26 protein-coding genes are annotated in these 22540 nt (G+C 69.5%); 15 read left to right on the top strand and 11 right to left on the bottom strand.

From position 1 onward, the window contains the following. The first annotated feature begins 84 nt into the window (after positions 1-84). Positions 85-651: a TetR/AcrR family transcriptional regulator gene (locus BLQ49_RS09440; protein ID WP_091715322.1), complete on the top strand. Its 567-nt coding sequence runs from the start codon at positions 85-87 to the stop codon at positions 649-651. On the opposite strand, the gene queC is transcribed toward BLQ49_RS09440, so the two are convergent. From queC to cobT, 3 genes are all read right to left on the bottom strand, one after another. Beyond that, positions 638-1339, bottom strand: coding sequence for a 7-cyano-7-deazaguanine synthase QueC (gene queC, locus BLQ49_RS09435; protein ID WP_091715694.1), 702 nt, complete (start codon positions 1337-1339; stop codon positions 638-640). The two genes, BLQ49_RS09440 and queC, sit on opposite strands and share 14 nt — an antisense overlap. A 25-nt stretch (positions 1340-1364) precedes the next feature. After that, on the bottom strand, positions 1365-1721 hold the full coding sequence (gene queD, locus BLQ49_RS09430) for a 6-carboxytetrahydropterin synthase QueD (RefSeq protein ID WP_091715320.1): 357 nt from the start codon (positions 1719-1721) through the stop codon (positions 1365-1367). A gap of 225 nt (positions 1722-1946) precedes the next feature. Continuing rightward, positions 1947-2969 carry a nicotinate-nucleotide--dimethylbenzimidazole phosphoribosyltransferase gene (gene cobT / locus BLQ49_RS09425; protein ID WP_091715319.1) on the bottom strand — a complete coding sequence of 341 codons (1023 nt, stop codon included), beginning with the start codon at positions 2967-2969 and terminating at the stop codon, positions 1947-1949. A gap of 118 nt (positions 2970-3087) precedes the next feature. Between cobT and cobS the strand changes: the two genes are divergently transcribed. The 3 genes from cobS (at position 3088) to BLQ49_RS09410 (ending at position 4878) form a co-directional block, all read left to right on the top strand. Further along, on the top strand, positions 3088-3915 hold the full coding sequence (gene cobS / locus BLQ49_RS09420; RefSeq protein ID WP_091715317.1) for an adenosylcobinamide-GDP ribazoletransferase: 828 nt from the start codon (positions 3088-3090) through the stop codon (positions 3913-3915). 61 nt (positions 3916-3976) lie between these two features. Beyond that, on the top strand, positions 3977-4189 hold the full coding sequence (locus BLQ49_RS09415) for a DUF1289 domain-containing protein (protein ID WP_091715315.1): 213 nt from the start codon (positions 3977-3979) through the stop codon (positions 4187-4189). Then, complete coding sequence (locus BLQ49_RS09410; RefSeq protein WP_091715314.1) at positions 4186-4878, top strand: retropepsin-like aspartic protease family protein; 693 nt, start codon at positions 4186-4188, stop codon at positions 4876-4878. The genes BLQ49_RS09415 and BLQ49_RS09410 overlap by 4 nt, the downstream gene beginning before the upstream one ends. Before the next feature lie 10 nt (positions 4879-4888). On the opposite strand, the gene dusA is transcribed toward BLQ49_RS09410, so the two are convergent. Then, positions 4889-5908: a tRNA dihydrouridine(20/20a) synthase DusA gene (gene dusA, locus BLQ49_RS09405; protein WP_280140957.1), complete on the bottom strand. Its 1020-nt coding sequence runs from the start codon at positions 5906-5908 to the stop codon at positions 4889-4891. 468 nt (positions 5909-6376) lie between these two features. Here dusA and BLQ49_RS30225 point away from each other — a divergent pair, with 468 nt between their 5' ends. Continuing rightward, positions 6377-6541, top strand: coding sequence for a hypothetical protein (locus BLQ49_RS30225; RefSeq protein WP_244507519.1), 165 nt, complete (start codon positions 6377-6379; stop codon positions 6539-6541). Between the two features lie 189 nt (positions 6542-6730). Here BLQ49_RS30225 and BLQ49_RS09395 read toward each other — a convergent pair whose 3' ends face one another. Then, entirely contained in the window at positions 6731-7726 is a 996-nt protein-coding gene (locus tag BLQ49_RS09395; RefSeq protein WP_091715312.1) for an NUDIX hydrolase, read from the bottom strand. Between the two features lie 242 nt (positions 7727-7968). Between BLQ49_RS09395 and thiE the strand changes: the two genes are divergently transcribed. From thiE to BLQ49_RS09370, 6 genes are all read left to right on the top strand, one after another. After that, positions 7969-8676 (top strand): thiamine phosphate synthase, encoded by a 708-nt coding sequence (gene thiE / locus BLQ49_RS09390; protein WP_091715311.1) that lies wholly within the window; start codon positions 7969-7971, stop codon positions 8674-8676. Further along, on the top strand, positions 8673-9488 hold the full coding sequence (gene thiD / locus BLQ49_RS09385; RefSeq protein WP_091715309.1) for a bifunctional hydroxymethylpyrimidine kinase/phosphomethylpyrimidine kinase: 816 nt from the start codon (positions 8673-8675) through the stop codon (positions 9486-9488). The genes thiE and thiD overlap by 4 nt, the downstream gene beginning before the upstream one ends. Positions 9489-9595: 107 nt before the next feature. Further along, positions 9596-10222 (top strand): helix-turn-helix domain-containing protein, encoded by a 627-nt coding sequence (locus tag BLQ49_RS09380; RefSeq protein ID WP_091715307.1) that lies wholly within the window; start codon positions 9596-9598, stop codon positions 10220-10222. A 340-nt stretch (positions 10223-10562) separates the two neighbouring features. Continuing rightward, on the top strand, positions 10563-10715 hold the full coding sequence (locus BLQ49_RS29630; RefSeq protein WP_167627678.1) for a hypothetical protein: 153 nt from the start codon (positions 10563-10565) through the stop codon (positions 10713-10715). Continuing rightward, on the top strand, positions 10712-11014 hold the full coding sequence (locus BLQ49_RS09375) for a hypothetical protein (RefSeq protein ID WP_091715305.1): 303 nt from the start codon (positions 10712-10714) through the stop codon (positions 11012-11014). Before BLQ49_RS29630 ends, BLQ49_RS09375 begins: the two co-directional genes overlap by 4 nt. A gap of 30 nt (positions 11015-11044) precedes the next feature. Beyond that, entirely contained in the window at positions 11045-11512 is a 468-nt protein-coding gene (locus BLQ49_RS09370; protein ID WP_167627677.1) for a GNAT family N-acetyltransferase, read from the top strand. A gap of 25 nt (positions 11513-11537) precedes the next feature. Here the strand turns inward: BLQ49_RS09370 and BLQ49_RS09365 are convergent, their stop codons facing one another. The 5 genes from BLQ49_RS09365 to BLQ49_RS09345 all read right to left on the bottom strand — a co-directional run bounded on the left by BLQ49_RS09365 (position 11538) and on the right by BLQ49_RS09345 (position 16572). Further along, the gene (locus tag BLQ49_RS09365) at positions 11538-12119 is read right to left on the bottom strand and encodes an ABC-type transport auxiliary lipoprotein family protein (RefSeq protein WP_091715302.1); all 582 of its coding nucleotides are present in this window, start codon (positions 12117-12119) and stop codon (positions 11538-11540) included. Positions 12120-12240: 121 nt separating this feature from the next. Beyond that, positions 12241-13323, bottom strand: a complete 1083-nt coding sequence (locus tag BLQ49_RS09360; protein ID WP_091715301.1) for an MlaD family protein — start codon at positions 13321-13323, stop codon at positions 12241-12243. Between the two features lie 92 nt (positions 13324-13415). Next, entirely contained in the window at positions 13416-14201 is a 786-nt protein-coding gene (locus BLQ49_RS09355; RefSeq protein WP_208859032.1) for an ABC transporter ATP-binding protein, read from the bottom strand. A gap of 10 nt (positions 14202-14211) precedes the next feature. Beyond that, entirely contained in the window at positions 14212-15354 is a 1143-nt protein-coding gene (locus BLQ49_RS09350; RefSeq protein WP_091715299.1) for an ABC transporter permease, read from the bottom strand. A 51-nt stretch (positions 15355-15405) separates the two neighbouring features. Next, positions 15406-16572, bottom strand: coding sequence for an MFS transporter (locus tag BLQ49_RS09345; protein ID WP_091715297.1), 1167 nt, complete (start codon positions 16570-16572; stop codon positions 15406-15408). A 416-nt stretch (positions 16573-16988) separates the two neighbouring features. Here BLQ49_RS09345 and BLQ49_RS09340 point away from each other — a divergent pair, with 416 nt between their 5' ends. Beyond that, a complete protein-coding gene (locus BLQ49_RS09340; protein WP_091715296.1) occupies positions 16989-18386 on the top strand; it encodes an ATP-binding protein in 1398 nt (465 codons plus the stop codon). A 255-nt stretch (positions 18387-18641) separates the two neighbouring features. Here the strand turns inward: BLQ49_RS09340 and BLQ49_RS09335 are convergent, their stop codons facing one another. Next, positions 18642-19595 carry a LysR family transcriptional regulator gene (locus BLQ49_RS09335; protein ID WP_167627676.1) on the bottom strand — a complete coding sequence of 318 codons (954 nt, stop codon included), beginning with the start codon at positions 19593-19595 and terminating at the stop codon, positions 18642-18644. Between the two features lie 95 nt (positions 19596-19690). Here BLQ49_RS09335 and BLQ49_RS09330 point away from each other — a divergent pair, with 95 nt between their 5' ends. The 3 genes from BLQ49_RS09330 to BLQ49_RS09320 all read left to right on the top strand — a co-directional run bounded on the left by BLQ49_RS09330 (position 19691) and on the right by BLQ49_RS09320 (position 22483). Beyond that, on the top strand, positions 19691-20137 hold the full coding sequence (locus tag BLQ49_RS09330; RefSeq protein ID WP_167627675.1) for a cupin domain-containing protein: 447 nt from the start codon (positions 19691-19693) through the stop codon (positions 20135-20137). Between the two features lie 813 nt (positions 20138-20950). Next, on the top strand, positions 20951-21931 hold the full coding sequence (locus BLQ49_RS09325; RefSeq protein ID WP_091715291.1) for a hypothetical protein: 981 nt from the start codon (positions 20951-20953) through the stop codon (positions 21929-21931). A gap of 111 nt (positions 21932-22042) precedes the next feature. Further along, the gene (locus BLQ49_RS09320) at positions 22043-22483 is read left to right on the top strand and encodes a DUF1489 family protein (protein WP_091715290.1); all 441 of its coding nucleotides are present in this window, start codon (positions 22043-22045) and stop codon (positions 22481-22483) included. The last annotated feature ends 57 nt before the right edge of the window (positions 22484-22540 follow it).

The following is a 22540-nucleotide window of genomic DNA, read 5'->3' as shown; positions in this document are numbered from 1 at the left end:
ATTTCTAGGGCGTCAAGTGGCATGTTGGATGAGGTAAGGGTCGGGGCCGCACGTTCGCGTGAGCCGCGCCCGGATGAGGCTGCGATGAGGGACACCCGCGCCGAACTGCTGATCCAGGCCGAGACCCTGGTCCGGGGCCGGGGCTATGCCGGCTTCAGTTACGCCGATCTCGCCGCGGCCGTGGGCATCCGCAAGGCCAGCATCCACCATCACTTCCCCAGCAAAGTGGATCTCGGCGCCGCCCTGGTGGCGGCCTACGCGGCCCGCTACGAAGCCGCCCTCGCGGCGATCCGCGCCGATGTGGCCGACGGCCCCGGGCGGATCGAGGCCTATGGCCGGCTCTATCTCGGCGGCGTCGAGCAGGGGCTCGGCTGCCTCTGCGCGGCGCTGGCCATCGAGGGGGATGCCCTGCCCGAGCGCCTGCGCCGGGACATCGCGGCCTTCTTCGCAGACCACCTCGTTTGGCTCGAGACGGTCCTGCGGGAGGGGCAGGCGGATAGCAGCGTGCGCGCCGGCACGGATCCGGGGGGGCTGGCCCGCTACGTCATCGCCACGCTGGAGGGGGCGCTGCTGATGGAGCGCCTGTTCGCAAGCCCGGATGCCTTTCGGGGGACGCTGGCAGTGCTGGTCGGAGGGCTCAGGCCGCGCTGAACCGCGCGAACCCGTCCGCCCGCAGGCGGCAGGCCGGGCAGGTGCCGCAGCCGTAGCCCCAGGCATGGCGCTGCCCGCGCTCTCCGAGGTAGCAGGTGTGGCTCTCCTCGACGATCAGGTCGACCAGCGCCCGCCCGCCGAGCGTCTCGGCGAGACTCCAGGTCTGCGCCTTGTCGAGCCACATCAGCGGCGTGTGCAGCACGAAGCGACGCTCCATGCCGAGGTTGAGCGCCACCTGCAGCGCCTTGATGGTGTCGTCGCGACAATCGGGATAGCCCGAATAGTCCGTCTCGCACATGCCGCCGACCACGTGCCGGAGACCCCGCCGGTAGGCGAGCGCCGCCGCAAAGGTCAGGAACACGAGGTTGCGACCCGGCACGAAGGTGTTGGGCAGGCCCGATTCTTCGTAGCCGATCGCGGCCTCCCGGGTCAGCGCCGTCTCGGAGATTTCCCCCAAGGCGTCGAGCGTCACCGTGTGGTCCTCGCCCAGGCGCCCGGCCCAGGCGGGAACGAGGCCCACCAAGCCGGCCCGCAAGGCGGCGCGCCGGTCGAGCTCGACCCGGTGGCGCTGGCCGTAATCGAAGCCCAGGGTCTCGACATGCGCGAACCGGTCGAGCGCCCAGGCGAGACAGGTGGCCGAATCCTGGCCGCCGGAGAACAGGACCAGCGCCGAGCGATCACCCGCCATGTCAGTCGCCATGTCAGTCGCCATGTCAGTCGCCGTCGTATTCCGCCCAGGACATCGGGGTCTCGGCCACCCGGACGCGGGCGAGCCCCGGCAGGTCCGGCCGCAGGCGATGCCAGATCCAGGCCGCGATGTTCTCGGCGGTCGGGTTCTCCAGCCCCTCGATCTCGTTGAGGCAATGGTGGTCGAGCCGGGCCAGCAGGGGGCCGAAGATCGACTCGATGTCGTAGAAGTCGATCACCCAGCCGGTGTGCGGATCGACGGGGCCGGCCACAGTCAACTCGACCCGGTAGGAATGCCCGTGCATCCGGTGACAGCGATGCGTCGCGGGCACGTTCGGCAGCCGGTGGGCCGCCTCGAAGGTAAAGGCTTGGGTGATCTTCATCGGTTTCGTCGCAGTAATCCCACCCGCGCCCTCATCCGGAGGTGCCCGCGTGAGCGGGCCTCGAAGGAGCCCGCCAGCGATCACAGCGCTTCCGGACGCTCTCCTTGGAGAGCTCCCCTGCGCTGTGCCACCTCAGGATGAGGTGATCCGGTGGGAGGATGCGGGATCGATGGATCCGTTATCGGGTTCGCGCCCTCATAGCATCAAATCGCCCGCCGCGCCCGCCTAGCCGCCCGCCTTCTCGGAAACCCCGGCCTGCGCGAAGGTGGCCATCCCGGTATGGCAGGCGAGCGCTCCCTTGAGCAGACCCATCGCCATGCCGGCGCCCGAGGCCTCGCCGAGGCGCATGCCGAGCGCCAGCAGCGGCACGAGGCCGAGACGCTCCAGCACCTCCGCGTGGGCGCCCTCCGCCGAGACGTGGCCGGCGAGGCAATGGTCGAGGGCGCTGGGATCGGCGGCGTGCAGCACGGCAGCCGCCGCGGTCGCCACGTAGCCGTCGATCACCACCGGAATGCGCTGCAGCCGGGCCGCCAGGATCGCTCCCGCCATGGCGGCGATCTCCCGGCCGCCGAGGCGCGCCAGGATCTGGAGCGGGTCGTCGAGATGCCCGGCATGGTGCGCGAGCGCCGCCTCGACGGCCGCGATCTTCCGCGACAGCCCGTCCCGGTCGATTCCGGTGCCGCGCCCGACCCAGTGGCCGGGATCGCCGCCGAACAGGGCGGCGTAGAGGGCCGCCGCCACCGTGGTGTTGCCGATCCCCATCTCGCCGATACCGAGGCAGTCCGTACCGGCCGCCACCGCCTCCATGCCGAACGCCATGGTGGCCACCGTGGCGCGCTCGTCGAGGGCGGGACCCTCGGTGATGTCGCCGGTCGGCATGTCGAGGGCGAGGTCGAACACCTTGAAGCCGAGCCCGTAAGCGGCGCAGATCTGGTTGATCGCGGCACCGCCGGCCGCGAAATTGTCGAGCATCTGGCGGTTGACCGCGTCCGGGAAGGCCGAGACCCCCCGGCGGGTCACCCCGTGGCTGCCGGCGAAGACGCAGACCAGTGGCCGGTCGAAGCTCGGCGGCGCCTTACCCTGCCACGTTGCCAGCCAGGAGACGAGGGTCTCCAAGCGCCCGAGGGAGCCCGCAGGCTTGGTCAGGGTCGCGTCCCGGGCCGCCACGGCGGCCTCAGCCGCCTGGTCGGGGCCCGGCATGGCCTTCAGAAGGTTGCGGATGTCGTCGAACGGGCCTGGATCACGCATGGGGACGATGATTTCCTGTGAGTGCCCCCGGGCGGGGAGACGGGACCGGATCGGGGCGCGTATACTGGACCGGCCCGCCCCATACGAGCGTGGCGGCGGCCGGATGCGAGTGACCGCGATGGACAGGCAGACCGGCGGGGAGGCCGACTGGCCCGGGCGCGGCGCGCTCTACGATCTCGCCGGGTGCGTGCGGTTCTACTCCCGCCTCCCCGTGCCGCAACTGCCCGGCGAGCCGGACCCGCACCGGGCTCCCGACTTCACCACCCTGCCGCGGATGCTGCCGCTCGCCGGCCTGATCCTCGCCCTGCCGGCCGCCCTGGCGCTGGTGGCGGCCTGGTGGATCGGGCTCGGGCCGTTCCTGGCGGCGACGCTGGCCCTCGCGATCCTCGTGATGGCGACCGGCGCGCTGCACGAGGACGGGCTCGCCGACGTGGCCGACGGCTTCGGCGGCGGCGGCACCCGGGAGCGCCGTCTGGAGATCATGCGCGACAGCCGGATCGGCGCCTACGGGGGTGCGGCCCTGGTGCTGGCGCTGGCCCTGCGCATCGGCGCCCTGGCGACGCTCCTCGACCGGACCGGCGCGGCGGCCGCGACCGCCCTGATCCTCGCCGCCGCCCTGTCGCGGGTCGCCGCCCTCGCTCCGATGGTGCTGCTAGAGCCGGCCCGGACGGGCGGCCTCTCTGCGTCGGTGGGGCGCCCGGACCGGATGAGCCTCGCCACCGCCCTCGGGCTCGGCGTGGCGCTGGCGCTGGCCGCCTGTCTCCTCGGCCTGCCGTTCGGTGGCGTCGCGCTGATGATCGTGGGGGCCGGCCTCGCGGCTTTGGGGATGACCGCGTTGGCGCGCGGAAAGATCGGCGGCCAGACCGGGGACGTGATCGGCGCCTGCCAGCAGGTCGCGGAGATCGCCGCCCTGCTGGCCCTGGTGGCGGCGGTGGCGCCGGGATAACGCGCTGGGCGAGGCTGCCCCGGTCATGACGCGGCCACGATCCGCCCACCAAGGTTTCCCGATGCCGCCCGCGCCAAAACCCTCTTCGCCCTGCACCAAGGTCTGCGTGCTCGATGCCAGGACCGGCCTGTGCTGCGGCTGCGGCCGGACCCGCGACGAGATCGCCGTCTGGGGCGGGATGTCTGAGGCGCAGCGCCGCACCATCATGGCGGGGCTGGAGGCCCGGATGCGCGCGGCCTGCCTGGCGCCGCCGGAGGGGGCGCTGCCGGCATGATCTATCTCGGCCTCGCCGCCCTCGCGCTGGTCGTCGCCGCCCTGGTGTTCAGCGACGGCGGCGACCGCCTCGGCGGCGTGATCGAGCCCGATCAGCTCGCCAGCCTCGCCTGGACGGGCACGATCCTCATCCTCGTGGTGGCCGGGTTCTGGCGCCAGTTCACGGCCCGGCTCGGGGCGAACCTGCGGGCGCTCCTGGCTTGGGCACTGATCGGCCTCGCCCTCGTTATCGGCTACAGCGAGCGCGACCGGATCCAGGGTGTCAGCACCCGGGTGCTCGGCGCGGTGCGGCCCGGAACCGCGATCCCGGGCACCGGCGGTCTCGTCACGATCGTCCGGCGGGCGGACGGCGATTTCCGGGTCGATGCCGAGATCAACGGCCAAGTGCAGCCGTTCCTGTTCGACACCGGTGCGAGCAGCGTCGTCCTGACCGCCGAGAACGCCGCCGCCCTCGCCCTCACGCCCGCGGCGTCCGCGTTCACGGCCCGCGTCTCGACCGCCAACGGGATCACCTATGCGGCGCCGGTCCAGCTCGATTCCCTCAGCGTGGGCACGATCACTGAGCGGCGGGTGAACGCCATGGTGGCCAAGCCCGGGGCACTCGCCGTCAATCTGCTCGGCCAGACCTTCCTGACGCGCCTCTCGAGCTACGAGGTCCGGGGCGACCGCCTGATGTTGAGCCCGCCGTGACGGAGGCCGCTCAGGCAGCCTGCGCCTCGGGCAAAGCCCGGGAAACCAGCGCCACGGCTTCCCGCAGGGTCGCGAGGCCGGCATCGGGCCGCATCCCGTGCGTCGAGAGATGGCGCCGGTAGGCCCGGGCGCCGGGGCGGCCATTGAACAGCCCGAGCATGTGCCGGGTCACCGCGTGCAGGCGCTCGCCCCGGGTCAGGACATCCGCGATGTAGGGCTCGAACGTCTCCACCGCCGCGAAGGCGTCGGGAGCTGGCGCAGGGACACCGAACAGCGCGGGATCGACACCCAGCAGCAGCGCCGGCTCGGTATAGGCGGCGCGGCCGACCATGACGCCGTCGACTTCGGCAAGGCGCACCCGCGCGGCGTCGAGATCGCGCATCCCGCCATTGACCGCGATCGGCAGGCCGGGCAGCCGCCGCTTCAGCCGCGCGGCCCGGCCGTAATCGAGGGGCGGTACGTCGCGGTTCTCCTTGGGCGAGAGGCCCTGGAGCCAAGCCTTGCGGGCATGGACGATCAGCCCGTCGACGCCCGCGGCCACCACCGCGTCGGCCAGGGCGTCGAGGGCCGCTTCGGGATCCTGATCATCGACGCCGATACGGCACTTCACCGTCACCGGCACGGCGACCGCGGCTTTCATGGCGGCGACGCAGTCGGCTACCAGGGCCGGCTCGCGCATGAGGCAGGCGCCGAAGCGGCCCTCTTGCACCCGGTCTGACGGGCAGCCCACATTGAGGTTGACCTCGTCGTAGCCGAAATCCGCGGCGATCCGCGCGGCCTGCGCCAACTCCGCCGGATCCGATCCGCCGAGCTGGACGGCGACCGGGTGCTCCACAGCCGAGAAGCCGAGCAGACGTTCGCGCGGCCCGTGCAGCACGGCGCCGGTCGTCACCATCTCGGTGTAGAGCCGCGCGCGGGCGGAGAGCGACCGGTGGAACGCCCGGCAATGGCGGTCCGTCCAGTCCATCATCGGTGCAACGCTAAAGCGCCATCCGTTGAGATTTCCAGGTTCTTCCGGTCCGCCAGTCACTTGCAGTCGCTCTCGTGCTGTCCCTCGTCGCGCACGCAGAGGAACGGGACCACGGGGTATCACGCCCAGATCGTCGTCAAAAGGGACGGCAAGCGCCATCGCGAAATCCGGACCCTCGACCGGCGGCCGCGGCCTGGATCAAGATGCGGGCGAAAGAACTCGACACGCCCGGCGTCCTCGATCAGCCAAAGACCGAGGATCCGGCGCTCGGGGCGGCGATCGACCGCTATATCGCCAAATCGCGCAGGAGCATCGGCCGGACCAAGGCCGAGGTGCTCCAGGCCATCAAGGGCTACGCGCTGGCCGCCTTGCCCTGTTCCGCGGTCACCCGCGCCGAGAGCACCGCCTTCATCACCGGGCTCGGCGAGGGCCACGATCCATCAGCGCTGGGCAACCACCGCTCGCACCGGTCCGCCGTCATGACGAGCGCCCGGCGCGGCTGGGGTTGGCCGCTCGATCCGGAGGCGCTTGAAGGATGCCGTCTTCGTCGTCCGGCGCAGGGGCTTGGTCGGCCAGGCGAGGCGGCGCGAGCGGCTGCCGACGCTCGACGAGCTCGACCGGCCAATGACGCATGTCGGCGCGGTCCGGACCCACCGACCGTCATCGCTGCCGATCATCGCCCGCGCGCTGTAGCAGGCCGAGTTCGCCAGCCGCTTCCAGGTTCCGATCGGCACGCTGCGCGACTGGGAGCAGGCGCGGACCACGGCGCCGCGTTTCGCCGTCGCCTATGGGCGGGTGATCGGGCAGCATCCCGACCTGGTGGCGAGAGCCGTCGCCTGACGGACAAGCCTCGACCGGGCGCCGCCGAGCGCCCAACCCCCATCACCCCACCCGCCGCGACGGCAGCCGCAACCCCGGAGCCGGGCGCTCCAGCAGAACCTCGCGCCGGAACCGCACCAGCCGCGCCGGCCGGCCGGCGGCGCCGCTGGTGACGCTCTCGGTCTCCTCCACCAGCCCCTGCTGCGCCACGAGCCGGCGAAAATTCTGCTTGTGCAGCTGCGTGCCCGAGAGCGCTTCCACGGTGCGCTGGAGCTGGAGCAGGGTGAATTCCGGCGGCATCAGCTCGAACACCACCGGGCGGTACTTGATCTTGCCGCGCAGGCGCCCGATCGCAGTGGCGAGCACTCGCCGGTGGTCAAACGCCATCGGCACCCCGGTCGGGTCGTTCGGCAGGGCCGGACCGGCATTGCCCCCGGCCTCCGGGATCAGCCCGGCCTCGAACAGCAATTCGTAGCGCTCCAGCACGCGCTCCTCGTTCCAGGTGCCGCCGTTCATGCCGAAGGTCAGGCCGAGCCGGTCGAAGCGCCGGGTCCGGGTGGCGCAATCCCCGGGCTCGGCCGCCCAGGCGGCGAGCCGCGCCTCGATCGCGTCGAGCTGGCGCGGGCGCCCCTGCCGGAAATCCTCGTAGGGCAGGTAGCGGTACCAGTTCTGCCATGCAGCCTCGGCGAGGCCGGCCGGCCGCTCCTCGCGGACCAGCGCCAGATAGGCGACCGAGAGGGAATGAACGCCCGCCATGTCCGGGGCTCCGGAGCGGTCCCGGTCGCCGAAGGTGTAGAGCTGCTCCACGTAGCCGAGGCGCTGATGCGTCTGCCGCTCCACCCAGGCCCGCAGGCCCCGCTCCAGGGTGGCGTGCTCGGGGACGAGCGGCCCCGCGGGCAGGCCATCCCCGCGGCCGGGTGCCTGATCGGGCACGCGGATCGTCAAGGCACGCGGCTCCCCCCTGGTCGCGGCGACGATCACCGCGACCAGGCCTACGGAGGAGCGCTCCGGCGGGGCCTGTGCCCCGCGCGCATCCGTCTGCGTCGCGGCACCGTCCATCGTCCCTCGACCACCTCTCCCGTCGGACGCGCTTGAGAGCCGGCCCGGCTTCGCGCCGCCAGCGGGTCCCGCCTATAGGGGGGCAGGATCGCCGCGCGTCAACGCCGCATCATGATGGCCGAGAGCCGCATCGCCGCCGCGCAGGACCACGGAACGCTTGCCAAGGCGGGGGGGCCTGACCAAACAGGAGCATCCGAAGGGGCTGGCGCGGGGCCGCCCGGGGCGGGGGCCGAGCGACAGCGATGCCAGTGAGCGCGAACGCCGCATCGACCGGGGACAGGACGGTCGATCTGCGGCTCTACGGCCTCCTCGATGTCGGCGTGTGCGGCGGCGACGGTGACCGGCTGGCGCGGCTCGGCGCCGAGGCGGTCGCGGGGGGCTGCACCCTGCTGCAGTACCGCGAGAAGGACATTCCGGACGCCCGCGCCGCCCTGGCGCGGATCCGGGCGATCCGGGAGGCGGTGGGTGGGCGGGTGCCCGTGCTCGTCAACGACCGGGTCGACCTCGCCCTCGCTGCGGGGGCGGAGGGCGTGCATCTCGGTCAGAGCGACCTCCACCCCACCGAGGCCCGCCGCCTCCTGGGCCCGGGCGCGATCATCGGCCTTACGGTAAAGACTGCGAACCAGGCCGACGAGCTGTATCGGTTGCCCGTGGACTATGCTTGCATCGGCGGCGTTTTCGCCACCACCAGCAAGGACAACCCCGACCCGCCGGTGGGGCTCGACGGCTTTGCCAGCATCGCCTTCCGCGCCCGCCTCGCTCGCGGGGCCGGCCTGCCGCTGGGTGCGATCGCGGGGATCGGCCTCGACAACGCGGCCGCGGTGGTCGCCGCGGGGGCGGACGGCGTCGCGGTCATCACCGCCTTGTTCGGCGCCGAGCCGGTGCGCCAGCGCGCCCGCGACCTGCGCGCGCGGATCGACGCCGCCCTGGCGGAGCGGGGCGCGCGATGAGCGGCCCCACTCCCATCGCCGTCACGATCGCGGGCTCGGATTCCGGCGGCGGCGCCGGCATCCAGGCCGATCTCAAGACCTTCTCGGCGCTCGGGGTCTACGGCGCCAGCGTGATCACGGCACTCACCGCGCAGAACACGCGGGGCGTCCAGGGCATCCACGACGTGCCGGCGGCGTTCGTCGCCCGGCAGATGGACAGCGTCTTCGCCGACCTCGCGGTGGGCGCCGTGAAGATTGGCATGCTGGCGCGGGCCGAGGTGATCGTGGCGGTGGCCGACGGTCTGGCACGCCACGCCGGAACGATCCCCGTCGTCCTCGACCCCGTGATGGTCGCCACCAGCGGCGACCGGCTGATCGCCGACGACGCCGTGACGGTACTCCGGGACCGGCTGCTGGCCCGGGCCGATCTGATCACCCCCAACCTGCCGGAGGCGGCGGTGCTGCTCGGCGAATCCGTGGCCGAGGATCCGGCGACCGCTGCGGCTCAAGCCCGGCGTCTCGTGACGCTCGGCGCCCGGGCGGTGCTGATCAAGGGCGGCCACGGGACGGGGCGCGAGAGCATCGACTACCTCGTCACGGCGGACGGGACTCTACGGACGCTCGTGGCCCCACGGATCGCAACGGCCAACACCCACGGCACCGGCTGCACGCTCTCGGCCGCGGTGGCGGCCGGGCTCGCCCGGGGCCAGGGCCTCCCGGAGGCGGTGGCGGAAGCCAAGACCTACCTCACGGCGGCGCTCAACGCGGCGGATGGACTGGCGATCGGCGCCGGACACGGGCCCGTCCACCACTTCCACGCCATCTGGCCGTAGATCTGCGGACCGGACGCCGCTCTGCCGCCTTGCGCCGGAGCGGCGATTGCGTTTGAAGAAGCGCACGATCGTTCGGATAATGGAACGGTACAGGCGGGCCGGTGACGATGCAGGATCAGGCGGAACGGCCCGACCGGACGCGCGGGCGCGACCTGCTGACCGGAGCGCAGGCGCTCTCCGGGCAGCTCGGCAAGACCATCCAGCGGCTGCGCAAGGCCTACAATCTCTCGCTCTCGGAACTCGCCGAGCAGTCGGGCGTGGCCAAGTCGATCATCAGCCAGATCGAGCGCAACGAGACCAACCCGACGCTGGCCACGATCTGGCGGCTGTCCCAGGCCCTCGATGTGTCTATCGAACGGGTCCTGGCGACGGGCGACGAGGAGCCGTTCATCGAGAAAACCTCTCGGGCGGATACGCCGATCCTGGTCTCCGAGGACGGCAAGGTGCGGCTCGCCATCATCGGCTGGCTGAAGACGATCGAATGGCTGCAATGGTACGAGGTCACGGCCGATCCCGGCGGCGTCCTCGATTCGGATCCGCACCAGCGCGGCTCGGTGGAATCGCTGTCGGTCGCCGAGGGGGCGTTCGAGGTGGAGATCGGCGGGGTCGTGCAGCGGGCGCGGGCCGGCGAGACCCTGCGCTACCGCTGCGACCGGCCCCACCTCGTGCGCTGCACCGACGGGCCGGCCCGGGCCACCATGGTGGTGATCCTGAAGGCCGCCGTGATGGAGTAAGAGGCCAAGCGGCGGCCTTGCGCAGAGGCGCCGTCTGAAACAATCTCGACGCTGAACGGGACTGACCAGAATCAGAGGCGGCTCGGTAGAGCACATCAGGCAGCTGCTCTTTGATCATCCCCTGTTGAAAGCGCTTGGCCTTGGCCTGCTTGGTCTCGTTGGCAACCTGCTCTCGGGCGCCTACATCTTCGGGATAACGACGACGCGCGACGGAGTATAGATCCTCGACTGGAGCGCAACGCCATACAGCCGCTCCTTCTGGCTGCTCTTGCTCGTCCTCTTGGGCATGGGCCTCTACGGATGGGGCGCTGCCCGCCATGAAAATCGGAGGCGCCGCGCCTTGAGTGAGACCGGTGTCCTGGGCATCGCCTTGCAGAAACGGGTGGGTCCCATGATCGAGGCCGCGAAACGCGATATCCGAGACGGCAAGCTGCGGACCCTCGACGACATCAAGCGTATCTTCGGATCCGATCCGGGGGATCACCAGACATGAATGCAGTCTTCATCCAGCACGCCGTCGACCGCATGCGCGCGCAGGGCCTCAAGGCCGTCGCTGTGAACCGCCTTATGCAACAGGTTGAGCATGTCGTGCAGGACCGCGAAACCCTGACGCATTCGGACGACGTGGTCCGGCTGGGGATCCTGCGTGGCGAGGAGACCTTCATTGTCTGGGCCGGCGACATGAGAGTCGTCCTGGGGGTCACCGGCGACCATCCGGAGCAGGTCGTCGTAGTCGGCGTCTATCGAGCGGACGAGGCTCTACCCGCGTTCGAACCCGCGTCGCGCAATTGAGGCGGCATGGCTGGAGGACCGAACATCGCCGTGCGCCCTGCCACAGCGGCGGATCTGGACGCCCTGGTGTCCTTGAACCGTGTCGTCCAAGCCCTGCACGTCAAGCTGGAGCCCGAGGTCTTTCGAGCCGAGGTCGACGTGGCCGCGTTGCGCGCTTTCTTCGCGGCTCTGATCGATAAGCCCGACACCGGCCTCCTGATCGCCGAGATTGCCGCCGAACCGGTCGGCTATCTCTGGTTCGATCGGCAGGAGCGGCCCCCGACCGTGCTGACGCAGGCCCGCAGGCGCCTCTACGTCCAGCATCTGGCGGTCCGCGAGTCCGCGCGCCGCTCCGGGGTGGCGACGGCGCTGCTCCAGGCGGTCGAGGCCGAGGCCCGCGCTGGGAACGTGACTCAGCTCGTCCTCGACGCGTGGACGCGGAACGAGGAGGCCCTCCGCTTCTTCCAGGGGCGCGGCTTCCGGCCGTTCAACGTCGTGCTCGCGAAGGTGCTGGAATAGGTGTGTCCGGGCAAACCCGAAAAAATCACCGCCCGGTATTCACCCAACGCACCACGTCGGCCAACACCGTGGTGAGCGCCTGATCCAGGGCGCGGGCACCGTTGCCGGCGTCGATCTTGGCCACCGGCACCCGGGCCACGAAGATCCGCGCGGCGATCACCTTCCCGGTACCGTCGGCCACGAGCTTCAACGCCAGATCGACCACCGCCTCGCCCGTCGCCGCCTGGACGTCGAAGGCGCGGATCTCGCTGATCAGCTGGTAATCGGCCACGATCTTGTCCCCGGGCCGGCTCACCGAGCGCAGCCGCCCGGAATTCTCCAGGCTCTGGATGATCCGGGACTGGATCAGCCGCGGCAGCCGGTCGGCCCATTGGCCGCCACCCAGGAAGGCGAGCGACCCGCCGCTCTCACGCACGATGATCCGATCCGCCTCGAAGGGCTGGATACCCACCGGCTCAGACACCGCGATCGACCGGCCGGCCGCCACCGGACGCCCGGCCGGGGGCAGGGCGGCCAGGTCGAAGGTGAGCGGCGCCGCGCCGCCACCGCAGCCGCCCAGCAGGGCGGCGAGCAGCGCGGCGGCAGCGATGTGAGACGAGCGGACCATAGACATGACCTGAGGAACCCCGCCGACGGACGGCGGAGTTGTAAAAGCTATGCCGTTAAAACTAAGCCGCGAGGGCACGCGTGCCGTGCGCCGGGACACATGGACCCGGCGCGGAGCGATTTCAGCGGCCGCCGTTGTATTCCGGCAACGAAGGCTTGCCGCCGAAGATCACCTGACTCGGATCGCGCTCCAGGCTGCGCACCGTGCGGTTGAGGGTGCTCAGCGTCCGCTGGCCATCCCCCGACAGGGCCTCCACCTCCCGGCGGCCGGTGCCGCTCAGGCGGCCGAAATTGGCCGAGATGCTGGCCGTGCGCTTGTCGAGATTCTCCGACATGACCCGGAAGGCCTTGCCGGCGTCGCGCACCGAGATCGCGGCCGCGCGAATCTCCGCGAAGGTGCTGGAGCCCTCCTGCCCGGAGGCCGAGCCCAGGAAGCCCTGGGCCCCGTTGAGCACCGCGTCGATCTTGTCGGCCGAGGTGTTGAGCTTGGCGGCGAGCGAGCGGGCATCGTGCACGGCCCCCTCGATGTCGGGGCTGGACTTGGACAGGGCCTCCGAGAAGCGGTCGGCGTTGTCGATCACGTGGCCGAGCTTCGCCCCATCCACCGCCTTGACCAGGGCCGAGATGTTCGGCCCGGCATCGGCCAGCGTCTTCGAGAAGGTCTCGACGTTGGTCAGCGAGCGGTTGATCGCGCCCTCGTTGGCGGAGACCAGGCGATCCAGCCGAGCCAGCATGTCGTCGGCCCGCTGCGCCACCTGGCGGGCCAGCGCCATCATGTCCTGCATGTCGGAGGAATCGGCGAAGATGGTCGGTGGCTCGCCGTTGGCCATCGGGGTCAGCACGGGCGCGTCGGCGTTGCCGCCGGAGAGCGAGATCACCGAGACGCCGGTCAGCATCGCCGAATCGAGCCGGGCGCGGGTATCGGCCCGCAGGGGCGTCGCGGGATCGACCTTGATCTGGGCGAGCACCCGGCGCGGATCCTGCGGGGCGAGGCGGATATCGGTGACCTCGCCGACCTTGATGCCGTTGAAGTTCACGCTCGATCCGCGTGACAGCCCGCCGACCGAGCCGGAGAACACGATCCGCACCGTCTGGCTGACCTGCCGGGACGAGCCGCCGGAGAGCCAGAGGACGGTGCCGAAGCCCGCCAGGATCACGGCGATGGTGAAGGCCCCGATCAGGGCGTAGTTCGCGCGGGTTTCCATGCGCTCAGCCTGTGTGTCTGCCCGGCGGGGTTCCTGCCGGGCGTCTGGCCCCGGTCCCCGGAGGGGCGCGGAGCGGAACGGGATCGCGGGGGTCAGGCATGCGCCGGGGCGCCGCCGATAGCGATGGTGCGGGCGCGCTTGCCATGGAAGTAGGAGCGCAGCCAGGGATGGTCGCTCGCCAGCATCTCCTCGATCGTGCCGGCCGCGATGATCTGGCCGTCGCCGAGCGCCGCGATGCGGTCGCAGGCGGTGTAGAGGCTGTCGAGGTCGTGGGTGACCATGAAGACGGTCAGCCCCAGCGTCTCCTTGAGGGTCGAGACGAGATCGTCGAACTCCCCCGCGCCGATCGGGTCGAGGCCCGAGGTCGGCTCGTCGAGGAACAGGATCTCGGGATCGAGCGCCAGGGAGCGCGCCAAGGCCGCGCGCTTGATCATGCCGCCCGACAGCTCCGAGGGCAGCTTGTCGGCGGCGTCGGGCTTCAGGCCGACCATCTCGATCTTGAGGCGAGCGAACTCGTCGAGCAGGCGCTCGGACAGGTTCAGGTGCTCGCGCATCGGCACTTGGATGTTCTGCTTGACGGTGAGCGCCGAGAACAGCGCCCCCTGCTGGAACAGCACGCCCCAGCGCTGCTCCATGCGCCGCCGCTCCGCGTAGGTGAGTTCATCGACATCCCGGCCGAACACCTCGATCGTGCCGGCCCGCTTCGGGTTGAGGCCGAGGATCGTCCGGGTCAGCACCGACTTGCCCTGCCCCGAGGGGCCGACGAAGCCCAGGATTTCGCCGGCGCGGATGTCGAGGCTCAGACCCTTCAGGATGTTGCGGTCGCGGAAGCCGACCACGAGGTCGCGCACGCGGATGATCGGAGCGGAGGCGTCCATCGGGGCGGTCTCAGAAATCGATCGCGGCGAAGAACACCGCAAACAGGCCGTCGAGGACGATGACCATGAAGATGGATTTCACGACCGAGGCGGTGACGTGGCGGCCAAGGGATTCCGCCGAGCCCTCCACGGCAAACCCCTCGATCGTGGCGATCACCCCGATGGTCAGCGCCATGAACGGCGCCTTGATGAGACCGACCATCACGTGGTGGACGCCCACCGCCGCCTGGAGCCGGACCAGGAACTGGTCGAGGGTCAGCCCGCCGTAGAGCATGGCGGTGAGGCCGCCGCCCGCGAGCGCCGCGAGGTCGCCGATCAGGGTCAGCATCGGCAGGCCGATCATCAGGGCGAGCACCCGGGGCACGATCAGGATCTCGACCGGATCGAGGCCCATCACCCGGAGCGCATCCACCTCCTCGCGCATGCGCATGGAGCCGATCTCGGCGGTGATCGCCGAGCCGGAGCGGCCCGCCACCATGATCGAGGTCAGCAGCACGCCCATCTCGCGCAGGATCAGCAGACCGATCAGGTTGACCACGAAGGTCTGCGCGCCGAAGCGCTGGAGCTGGAAGATGCCCTGCTGGGCGACGATGCCGCCCACGAGGAACGAGATCAGCACGATGATCGGCGTGCCGTTCAGCGCCACCTGCTGGATCTGGTTGACGAGGGCGTTGCCCCGGAACGTCCCTGGCCGCACGGCGACGCGCCCGCAGGCGGCGATCAGCTCGCCCAGGAAGGCGAGGGCGGTGACGAATTCGTGGCCCCCGCGCACGGTCTGGCGGCCGGTGGCGTCGAGGGCGCCGACGATCACGCCGTGCCGCCGCGGCGGCGGTGCCTCGGGCTCGCGCAGGCGGACCTCGCCGAGGAGGGTGCGGTGCTCCGGCCGGACCGCGTGATAGGCGAGGGCGCCGCCGGCCTGCTCGATCTCCGCGCGGGTACGCTCCAGCACCCAGGCGCCGAGCGTGTCGAGGCGCTCGATCCCCGACAGGTCGAGGGCCACGGGCCCCGCCCGGCCGGCCGCCGCGATGCGCGCGGCCGCGGCCTCGACGGCGGGCGCCTGGTCGGCGGTCCAGCGGCCATCGAGCTGCAGCCGGCCGTCTCCCGGCCGGTCCCGCACCGATGCGCCGGCGGGAACAGTGTCCTGGCTCAGCAAGACCCTCTCTCCTCAATCGAGGCACCACCCTGCCGGGCGGTTATGTCGATATTACGGTTGACGATCCGTCTCCGTTTTTACCTCGCGGGAAGCGAGGGCGAGCCCGAGTCCGGCGATCGCGAGCGGCGCCATCAGCAGGAAGGCGAGGGGGCCGCCCGCCCGGTAGGCGAGGCCGCTCACCAGGGTGGCGACGACGGCGATGCTGGCATTGACCGCGCTGAGCATACCCTGCGCCCGGCCCCGCGCGCCGTCCGGCGCATAAGCCGAGACCGCCGCCATGGCGCCGAGCTGCGTCGCCCCGAAGGTCAGCCCATGCAGAGCCTGCAGCGGCACCAGGGCGGCGAGGCGGTCGCCGACCAGGAACATGCCGACCGCCCGCAGGATCGCGGCGGCGGCGCCGAGGCTCAGGAGCCGCACCGGGCTGCGCCAGGCGGCCGGAAGGGTGGGCATGACGGCGAACAGCCCGATCTCGGAGAGCACCCCGACCGCCCAGAGCGACCCAACCCAGGCCGCCGGGATGCCGGCGCTCGTCCAGTAGATGCTGCCGAAGCCGTAGATCGCCCCGTGGCTCGCCTGGATCGCCGCGGCCGCACCGATACAGAGCCAGAGTTTCAGCGGCAGCTTCGGCCGGCCGGCCCCGGTCTCGACCCGCGGCAGGCCCGTCACCGAGCGGCTGCGCCACGCCACCACGGCCGCCCCGAGGGCGAGGCCGGTGAGCAGCAGCGGCACCGCCACCTGGCCCCCGAGCGCCGAGAGCAGGAACCCGCCCGCGAGGTTCGCCAACAGGAACGCGATGGAGCCGGCCATTCGGATCCGGGAATAGGCGAGGCGGCTGTCCTGCCGCACGGCCGCGAGGGTTAGATAGTCGATGCAGGGCACCAGCGGCGCGCCGGCGACCGCATTGAGCACGATGAACAGCGCGAGCAGGGGCCAGCCGATCCCCGCGGCTCCGGGCATCAGCGCGTAGGTGAGGCTGAGCGCGAGGCTGCCGGCGAGGATCATCCGGCGCGGGCCGAGGCCCTGGTCGAGCAGGCTCATCAGCGGCGCGGTCGCCACGATCCGGGTGGCGATCGGCAGCGCGAGCAGCACGCCGATCACCGCGGCATCGAGCCCGAGGGCGTCGAGCCAGAGCGGCATGAATGGCATACTGATCCCGACTTCCGTGAAAACCACAGCGTAAAGGGCAATGAGCGACCACGTTTTCACGCGTTTGTTCACTACCTGTTCCGACGTAGTGGTGTGGGAAGTGGTGTGGGAAAACTCAGCGTAGCTCTCCCGCCTGCGTCGAGAAAATTAAGCGTTTTGCAGCGCGATGAGGACTGCTTGCACCCCACCCGGTCATCTGGCGCTGTCTCGATCAAGTGCCTGTAGCCGGAACTTTCGATCTTGTGCAACGGATCGGAAGCCGTCGCTCACCACAGGTTACAACCGCCGGAGTTTGACCACTAGGTCTCGGACCATCCCAGTTGCGCCACGGCCTTGCGGCCGTGGCCTCCATCAGGACCCATGCGGCCTCGCCGCCCACTCGCATACTGACCAGCCCTATCTCCACTGAAGTGGCATGACATTTGGGTGGGATCGGATCCAAAAGCCGTTTTGGTTCCGGTTACAAGGCGCGATCGCGAGAGGGCCCTGTGAAGGAACGTCAGATCTCCGAAGCCGACGCGCTGGTGCTGTGCAAGCGCGCCGAGGACCACTTTTTCGACCGCAAGGCGGCGGCGTTCTCGGGTCAGAAGTTGCAGAAGATCGTTGTGGCCCTCGCGAACGCCGATGGCGGCGAGGTCGTCGTTGGGATCGCTGACGACAAGGATGAGCCGGATCCGGCCAAGCGGTGGAACGGCCACGCGACCGCCGAGGATTACAACGGCCTCCTGCAAGCACTGCACACGCTCAACCCGTCAGTCGATGTGCGGTACGAGTTCCTGAAGCACGAGACCAACGGGACCATCGCCCTCCACATCTTCGTGGAGCGCGGCGCCGACGTGAACAAGACGTCGGACGGCAAGGTCTACCAGCGGTCCGGGGCGCAGTCCCTGCCGTTGACGGCCGAGCAGATCACCGAGCTGGGCTTCGCCAAGGGCGCCCGCTCCTACGAGAACATGAAGCTGCCGGATCTCCCGCCGGAGCAGATCGCGGATGCGCGTGAGCTGGCGTCGTTCCTGGCCGACTACTCTCCCTCGACCGATCCGCTGGACTACGCCGTCAATCAGCACCTGATGGACATCCGGGATTGGACGCCCCTGGTCGCCGGCATCCTGCTCTTTGGTGACAATCCGTCCGCGATGATGCCCCGGAAGTGCGGCGTCCGGATCTCGCGCTATGAGACCCGCGAGGACGATCCGGAGCGCGAACACCTTAAGGAGAGCTACTACATCGAGGGTCCGGCCTACCGCCTCATCCATGCGTCGGTGGAGAAGATCATCGCCATCCTGTCCAGCATCTCGATGTGGGGCACCGAGGGCTCGGAGAAGAAGGGCTACCCGCCGGAGGCGATATGGGAGGTCTTCGTCAACGCCATCATCCACCGGGACTACTCGATCTCAGACGATGTGCATGTGACGATCTTCAACGACCGCATCGAGATCTTCAGCCCCGGTAAGCTGCCGGGGTATGTCCGGGTTGAGAATATCTTGGACGCCCGCTTCAACCGGAATTCGAAGCTGGTCCGGTGCCTCAACCGCTACCGCGACGCGCCCAACAAGGACATGGGCGAGGGCCTGAACACGGCGTTCCAGAAAATGAAGGAGTGGAAGCTGAAGCCCCCGACCATCACGGAGGAGGGCAACTACATTAAGGTCGTGATCCGGCACGCTCCGTTGGCCCTGCCGACAGAGGCCATCATGAACTTCCTTGATACCGAGCCCGAGATCACGAACAAGCAGGCGCGGGGTTTGACCGGGATCAAGTCGGAGAACGCGGTCAAGAAGGAGTTCCTCAAGCTGCAGGACGAAGGCGTGATCGAGCGCGTGCCGGGCCGCGGTGGCGGTCATGCCGCCTGGAGGAAAGTGAAGGCGCCCGAGGACGCGTCATAGAGCGCCGCCATCCAAGGCTGTTTTGCACCGGGGTGCAATCGCCAGCAGGATCACTCCACGGTCTCGGCGTCGATCGTCTCGCCGGCCAGAGCTGCAGGCCGCTCGCTGAACCACTCCGTTGGAGGCTGCTTTCGACCCAATCTAGCCGCCCGGACCGCCATCGGCGCTTCTCCAAAGCAGCCGTTCGTCAGCCCTCCGGCAACTTCAGCTGAGGGCGCACAGTGACTACTTGAACTGGGGGTCGGCACGTGCCGATTAGGCTTCATCGAGGTGGTTCGTCTGGCAGGTCGGCTCCTGAAGGGTTGAACCCCCCAAGGCGTTCGACAGAGTTTGACGCCACCAGCTGTGTCCAGGATCGTGCTGGAAGCGCGGATGCCACCAGAGATAGGCGTCACTCGGTGGCAACAGGATCGGTGGCTCTCTGACTTCAACATCGTGCCGCGACGCGCGATCGGTAATCGCCTTCGGCAGCGTCGCGATGAGGTCGGAAGCTGCCACCATCCAGATCGCTGCCGGGAAGCTTGGGACCGTCATGGCTACGCGTCGGCGCTGTCCGACAGCTGCCAGAGCTATATCGACGATACCCGTGCGGTCGCCTCCGGTGCTGACGAGCAGGTGCGGCAGGGTGGTGTAGGCGTCAAGGTCGAGCGGAGCCGCCAAAGCTGGATGTCCGCGCCTCACCACACAGCGGAACGGCTCGGAGATGACACGCACCCGCATCAACGCGCGATCGAGCGCCAGCTGCTGCTCGACTTCGGCTCCTGCTAGGACCAGATCGAGGCTACCGCTCGCAAGGTCTTCAGCGAGTCCCTGGCCAATCGGTCTCACCTGGAAATCCAGCCCAGGTGCTTCGCGCCTAATACGGCCGAATAGCTCGGGCAGAACTGTGAACTGGGGATAGTCCGGTGTTGCAAGGCTGAAGCACCGGGTCGAGTGCGCCGGATCGAACGTTGGTTCTTGGCCCAGCACGCGTTCGAGTTCCGATAGCCCAAGCGACAGCCCGGGGCGCAGGGCCAGCGCGCGGGGTGTTGGGCAGAGCGTATTGCCGACCCGAACCAGCAGCGGATCGCCGAACCGCCTCCGCAATGCCCGCAGCGAATGGCTGATTGCCGATTGCGTGAGGCCGAGCGCGCTAGCCGCCTGCGTTACGCTTCGATGATCGAGCAGCGCGTCGAGCACGAGGAAGAGGCGGAGATCGCGCTCAGACACATGGCGTGGACTCATGCGCGTATGAGAACGCTTGAGCTCGTCTCATGTCCAGGGTGGTCCTAAAGTCGGGCATTCCACAAACAGGGAGCCCGCCGATGCACCGGACCGAAACCATGACCTTTGCGGGAACGCTCGTCGACATCTTGGTGACGGGCGAAGAGACCGGCCAGCAGTTCTCGCTGCTGCACATCACCAACCCGCCCGGCGTGTGGACGCCGCCGCATCGGCATTTGCACGAGGAGGAAACCATCTACGTGGTGTCCGGACAGGTCGAGGTCGAGACCGGCGGCAGGACCCGCTCGTTGTCCGTGGGGGAGGTCATGATCCTTCCGCGCGGCCAAGCCCATCGGCTGGGGAACGCCGGTCCAGAAATAGCCGAAGCCCTGGTGTTCTGTACGCCATCCGGCTTCGAGCAGTTCGTCCGAGAGGCAGGCCAGACAGCTGCGACCTCGGCGCCCGCTCAGGTGCCTGATGCGGAGGCTCTAGCACGTCTCGGCAGCTTGTCGACGCGCTTCGGTATTGAACTCCTGCCTTCGACCTGACGGTGATGTCCGCTTCCATGTATCGCCGCCCAGAAGCAGACGGGCGGCTTTCCACCCTGAGCAGCCCTTCGGCTCCCAAGCCATAGTGGGCCTGGCGGTTCTCCTTCACGAGGTTGCATAGCCCCTCGGTTCAATTGAGCATCTGGGATCAGGCTAATATTCCTGCATATGCTTAGACCATCTCCAGACATGCATTCTCGTCGCTAGACCATTTGCATTCTGCCCATGCTTTTCCAAGGCGGGCCCAGCCATAGGTAGAGCCATTCACAATGCCGCGAGCGCCATGGAAGCAATTCCGAGGAAGATTGGCTGAAGGACAGCAACGTCAGCTCTGATCGGAAGAGCCAATTTATTACCATCTGAGCATCACCTGGGATCGCTCGGGCCTTCTTCGCCAAGCCGCTACGGACGGCATCGCCAAGCGCACTTTTTTGCTTATTCAATGGGCAAATCGTAGTAGTGTGGGAAGCAGTGTGGGAAAATAGAACAGCTCTAAAGTATAAAGCATAAATGCCTGATAATATTATGAAAAATTTTCACGAATACAGTATATCGATTTTGGCATGAACGGCATCGCGATGCCGATCTCGGTGAAGACGACGGCGTAGAGCAGCGACAGGCGCGCCGGACCGGACGGGCGGGACAAGGCGGGGCTCGGCGGAAGGGGCGGGGAAGGCGTTTCGGGCGAGTGCCCGGCGGCGGGGCGCAACCGTAAGCGCCCGTTAAACGGATCCTGTCAAATTGGCGCTCCCGCATGGCCGTCGTCCGACGGCCGGCCGATCGGGACGACAGCATCCGCGTTCAGGGAAATCCATGTCCGGTCCCGCAACCCCGAGCCCGAACGCGTCGGCCGCCTACGAGGCCATCGAGGCGACGATCTCGGTTACCGAGCGCGGGCGCTGGTTCCTGGCCGAGCATGCCCGCCGCAACCGGGGGGCCGAGACCGAGATGCTGCTCGGGGCGATCGCTCGCCTGGAGCGGACCGTCGCGGCGGATCGCGGCCACGAGGCGTTCGGACACCTGCGCGGCAACCTCGTCGACATGGCCGACGCGATCAGCCGGACCAAGGCCGAGATCGCCGCGATCAGCGCCGCGAACCACGAGCAGACCCGCCTGACCGAGGCGTCGCTCGCCCTCGATGGCATCGTGCGCGAGACCGAACGGGCAACCTCGGACATCCTCGGCTCCGCCGAGGCGATCCAGGAGGCGGCCTGGACGCTGCGCGAGCGGGGCGCCGACGAGGCGGCCTGCGACGCCCTCGACCACCACGCCACCGCCATCTACACGGCCTGCTCGTTCCAGGACCTGACCGCCCAGCGCATCGCCCGGATCGTCTACACCCTGCGCTACCTGGAAGACCGCCTGTCGGCGATGATCGCGATCTGGGGCGAAGAGGCCGAGCCGGTCCCGCCCCTGAGCGAAGCCGGGGCTGCGGAGATCGGCGCGTCCGATCTCTGCCAGAGCGACATCGACCGCTATATCGGCACGGATCTCCCGGCCATCACGGCCGCCGCCCTGGTGGCCCGGCCCGGCAGCCTGCCGCTGCACGAGGATCTCGTGTTCCTGCCGGTCGCGGGCGAGCCCGAGACCGAAGAGGCCCCCCCGGAAAGCGTCGCTCAAGAGAGTACCGCAGCCGAGGAACCGGCTCATGAAGCGCCAGACCTCGACCAAGCCGGGTTCGCCGCGGCCGCGCCCGAACCAGGCGCGCTTCCGCCGGAACTCGCGGAGGCCGTGCTGAGCTTCGCCGACATCGACGCGCTGTCGCCGGAGCAGCGACTGGCGCTGTTCGCCTGAGCGGTCAGTCCCGGACATCCCCGCGCATCACGGCTCCGCGAAACCGGATCCCCCTTTCGCGCCGCATGCTCTATCACGGGCGCCCCGCCGAGACCTTCGAGACCGCGCCCCGTGGCCCTGCACCTGATCAAGCTCTGCGTCGGCCCCGCCTCGATCGCCGACCTTGAGGCCCGGCAGGCGCGCTCCCTTGCCGAGGCGCTGCGGGACGGGCGGTCCGCCGCGCCGTTCCACGTCACCCGGACCCTGCCGAAGCGCCACCGCGAGATCACCGGTCGGGGCTCGATCTACTGGGTGATCCGTGGAACCCTTGCGTGCCGGCAGGCGATCACCGCCATCGAGCCGCTCACCGGTGAGGACGGCATCCCGCGCTGCCGGCTGGTCTTCGATCCCCGCCTCGTTCCGGTGGCCCCGCGGCCGTACCGGCCGTTCCAGGGCTGGCGCTACCTGACGGCCGGCGATGCGCCGGCAGACCTCGGGGCGGAAGCCTCGGGCGACCTCGCCGAGATGCCCGAAGCCCTGCGGCGGGAGCTGGTCGGACTCGGGCTCCTGTGAAGGGAGCGGCGTGACGGTTGTGCCCGGGCGCGACGGATGACGGCTCGCGCGACCGCG

It is taken from the genome of Methylobacterium phyllostachyos, from assembly GCF_900103445.1.
GTDB classification, from domain to species: Bacteria; Pseudomonadota; Alphaproteobacteria; order Rhizobiales; family Beijerinckiaceae; genus Methylobacterium; species Methylobacterium phyllostachyos.
Note: the sequence above shows the minus strand (reverse complement) of the source record. Positions and strands in the feature narration are given on the sequence as shown.

What these genes read in the sequence shown, in the direction of transcription:
- queD (WP_091715320.1), bottom strand. Translation starts at nt 1,721, where the DNA reads ATGAAGATCACCCAAGCCTTTACCTTCGAGGCGGCCCACCGGCTGCCG.
- BLQ49_RS09440 (WP_091715322.1), top strand. Translation starts at nt 85, where the DNA reads ATGAGGGACACCCGCGCCGAACTGCTGATCCAGGCCGAGACCCTGGTC.
- BLQ49_RS09395 (WP_091715312.1), bottom strand. Translation starts at nt 7,726, where the DNA reads ATGGACGGTGCCGCGACGCAGACGGATGCGCGCGGGGCACAGGCCCCG.
- BLQ49_RS09355 (WP_208859032.1), bottom strand. Translation starts at nt 14,201, where the DNA reads ATGGACGCCTCCGCTCCGATCATCCGCGTGCGCGACCTCGTGGTCGGC.
- thiD (WP_091715309.1), top strand. Translation starts at nt 8,673, where the DNA reads ATGAGCGGCCCCACTCCCATCGCCGTCACGATCGCGGGCTCGGATTCC.
- cobT (WP_091715319.1), bottom strand. Translation starts at nt 2,969, where the DNA reads ATGCGTGATCCAGGCCCGTTCGACGACATCCGCAACCTTCTGAAGGCC.
- BLQ49_RS09325 (WP_091715291.1), top strand. Translation starts at nt 20,951, where the DNA reads ATGTCCGGTCCCGCAACCCCGAGCCCGAACGCGTCGGCCGCCTACGAG.
- BLQ49_RS09360 (WP_091715301.1), bottom strand. Translation starts at nt 13,323, where the DNA reads ATGGAAACCCGCGCGAACTACGCCCTGATCGGGGCCTTCACCATCGCC.
- BLQ49_RS09375 (WP_091715305.1), top strand. Translation starts at nt 10,712, where the DNA reads ATGAATGCAGTCTTCATCCAGCACGCCGTCGACCGCATGCGCGCGCAG.
- BLQ49_RS09380 (WP_091715307.1), top strand. Translation starts at nt 9,596, where the DNA reads ATGCAGGATCAGGCGGAACGGCCCGACCGGACGCGCGGGCGCGACCTG.
- BLQ49_RS09365 (WP_091715302.1), bottom strand. Translation starts at nt 12,119, where the DNA reads ATGGTCCGCTCGTCTCACATCGCTGCCGCCGCGCTGCTCGCCGCCCTG.
- BLQ49_RS09410 (WP_091715314.1), top strand. Translation starts at nt 4,186, where the DNA reads ATGATCTATCTCGGCCTCGCCGCCCTCGCGCTGGTCGTCGCCGCCCTG.
- cobS (WP_091715317.1), top strand. Translation starts at nt 3,088, where the DNA reads ATGGACAGGCAGACCGGCGGGGAGGCCGACTGGCCCGGGCGCGGCGCG.
- queC (WP_091715694.1), bottom strand. Translation starts at nt 1,339, where the DNA reads ATGGCGGGTGATCGCTCGGCGCTGGTCCTGTTCTCCGGCGGCCAGGAT.
- thiE (WP_091715311.1), top strand. Translation starts at nt 7,969, where the DNA reads ATGCCAGTGAGCGCGAACGCCGCATCGACCGGGGACAGGACGGTCGAT.
- BLQ49_RS09330 (WP_167627675.1), top strand. Translation starts at nt 19,691, where the DNA reads ATGCACCGGACCGAAACCATGACCTTTGCGGGAACGCTCGTCGACATC.
- BLQ49_RS09415 (WP_091715315.1), top strand. Translation starts at nt 3,977, where the DNA reads ATGCCGCCCGCGCCAAAACCCTCTTCGCCCTGCACCAAGGTCTGCGTG.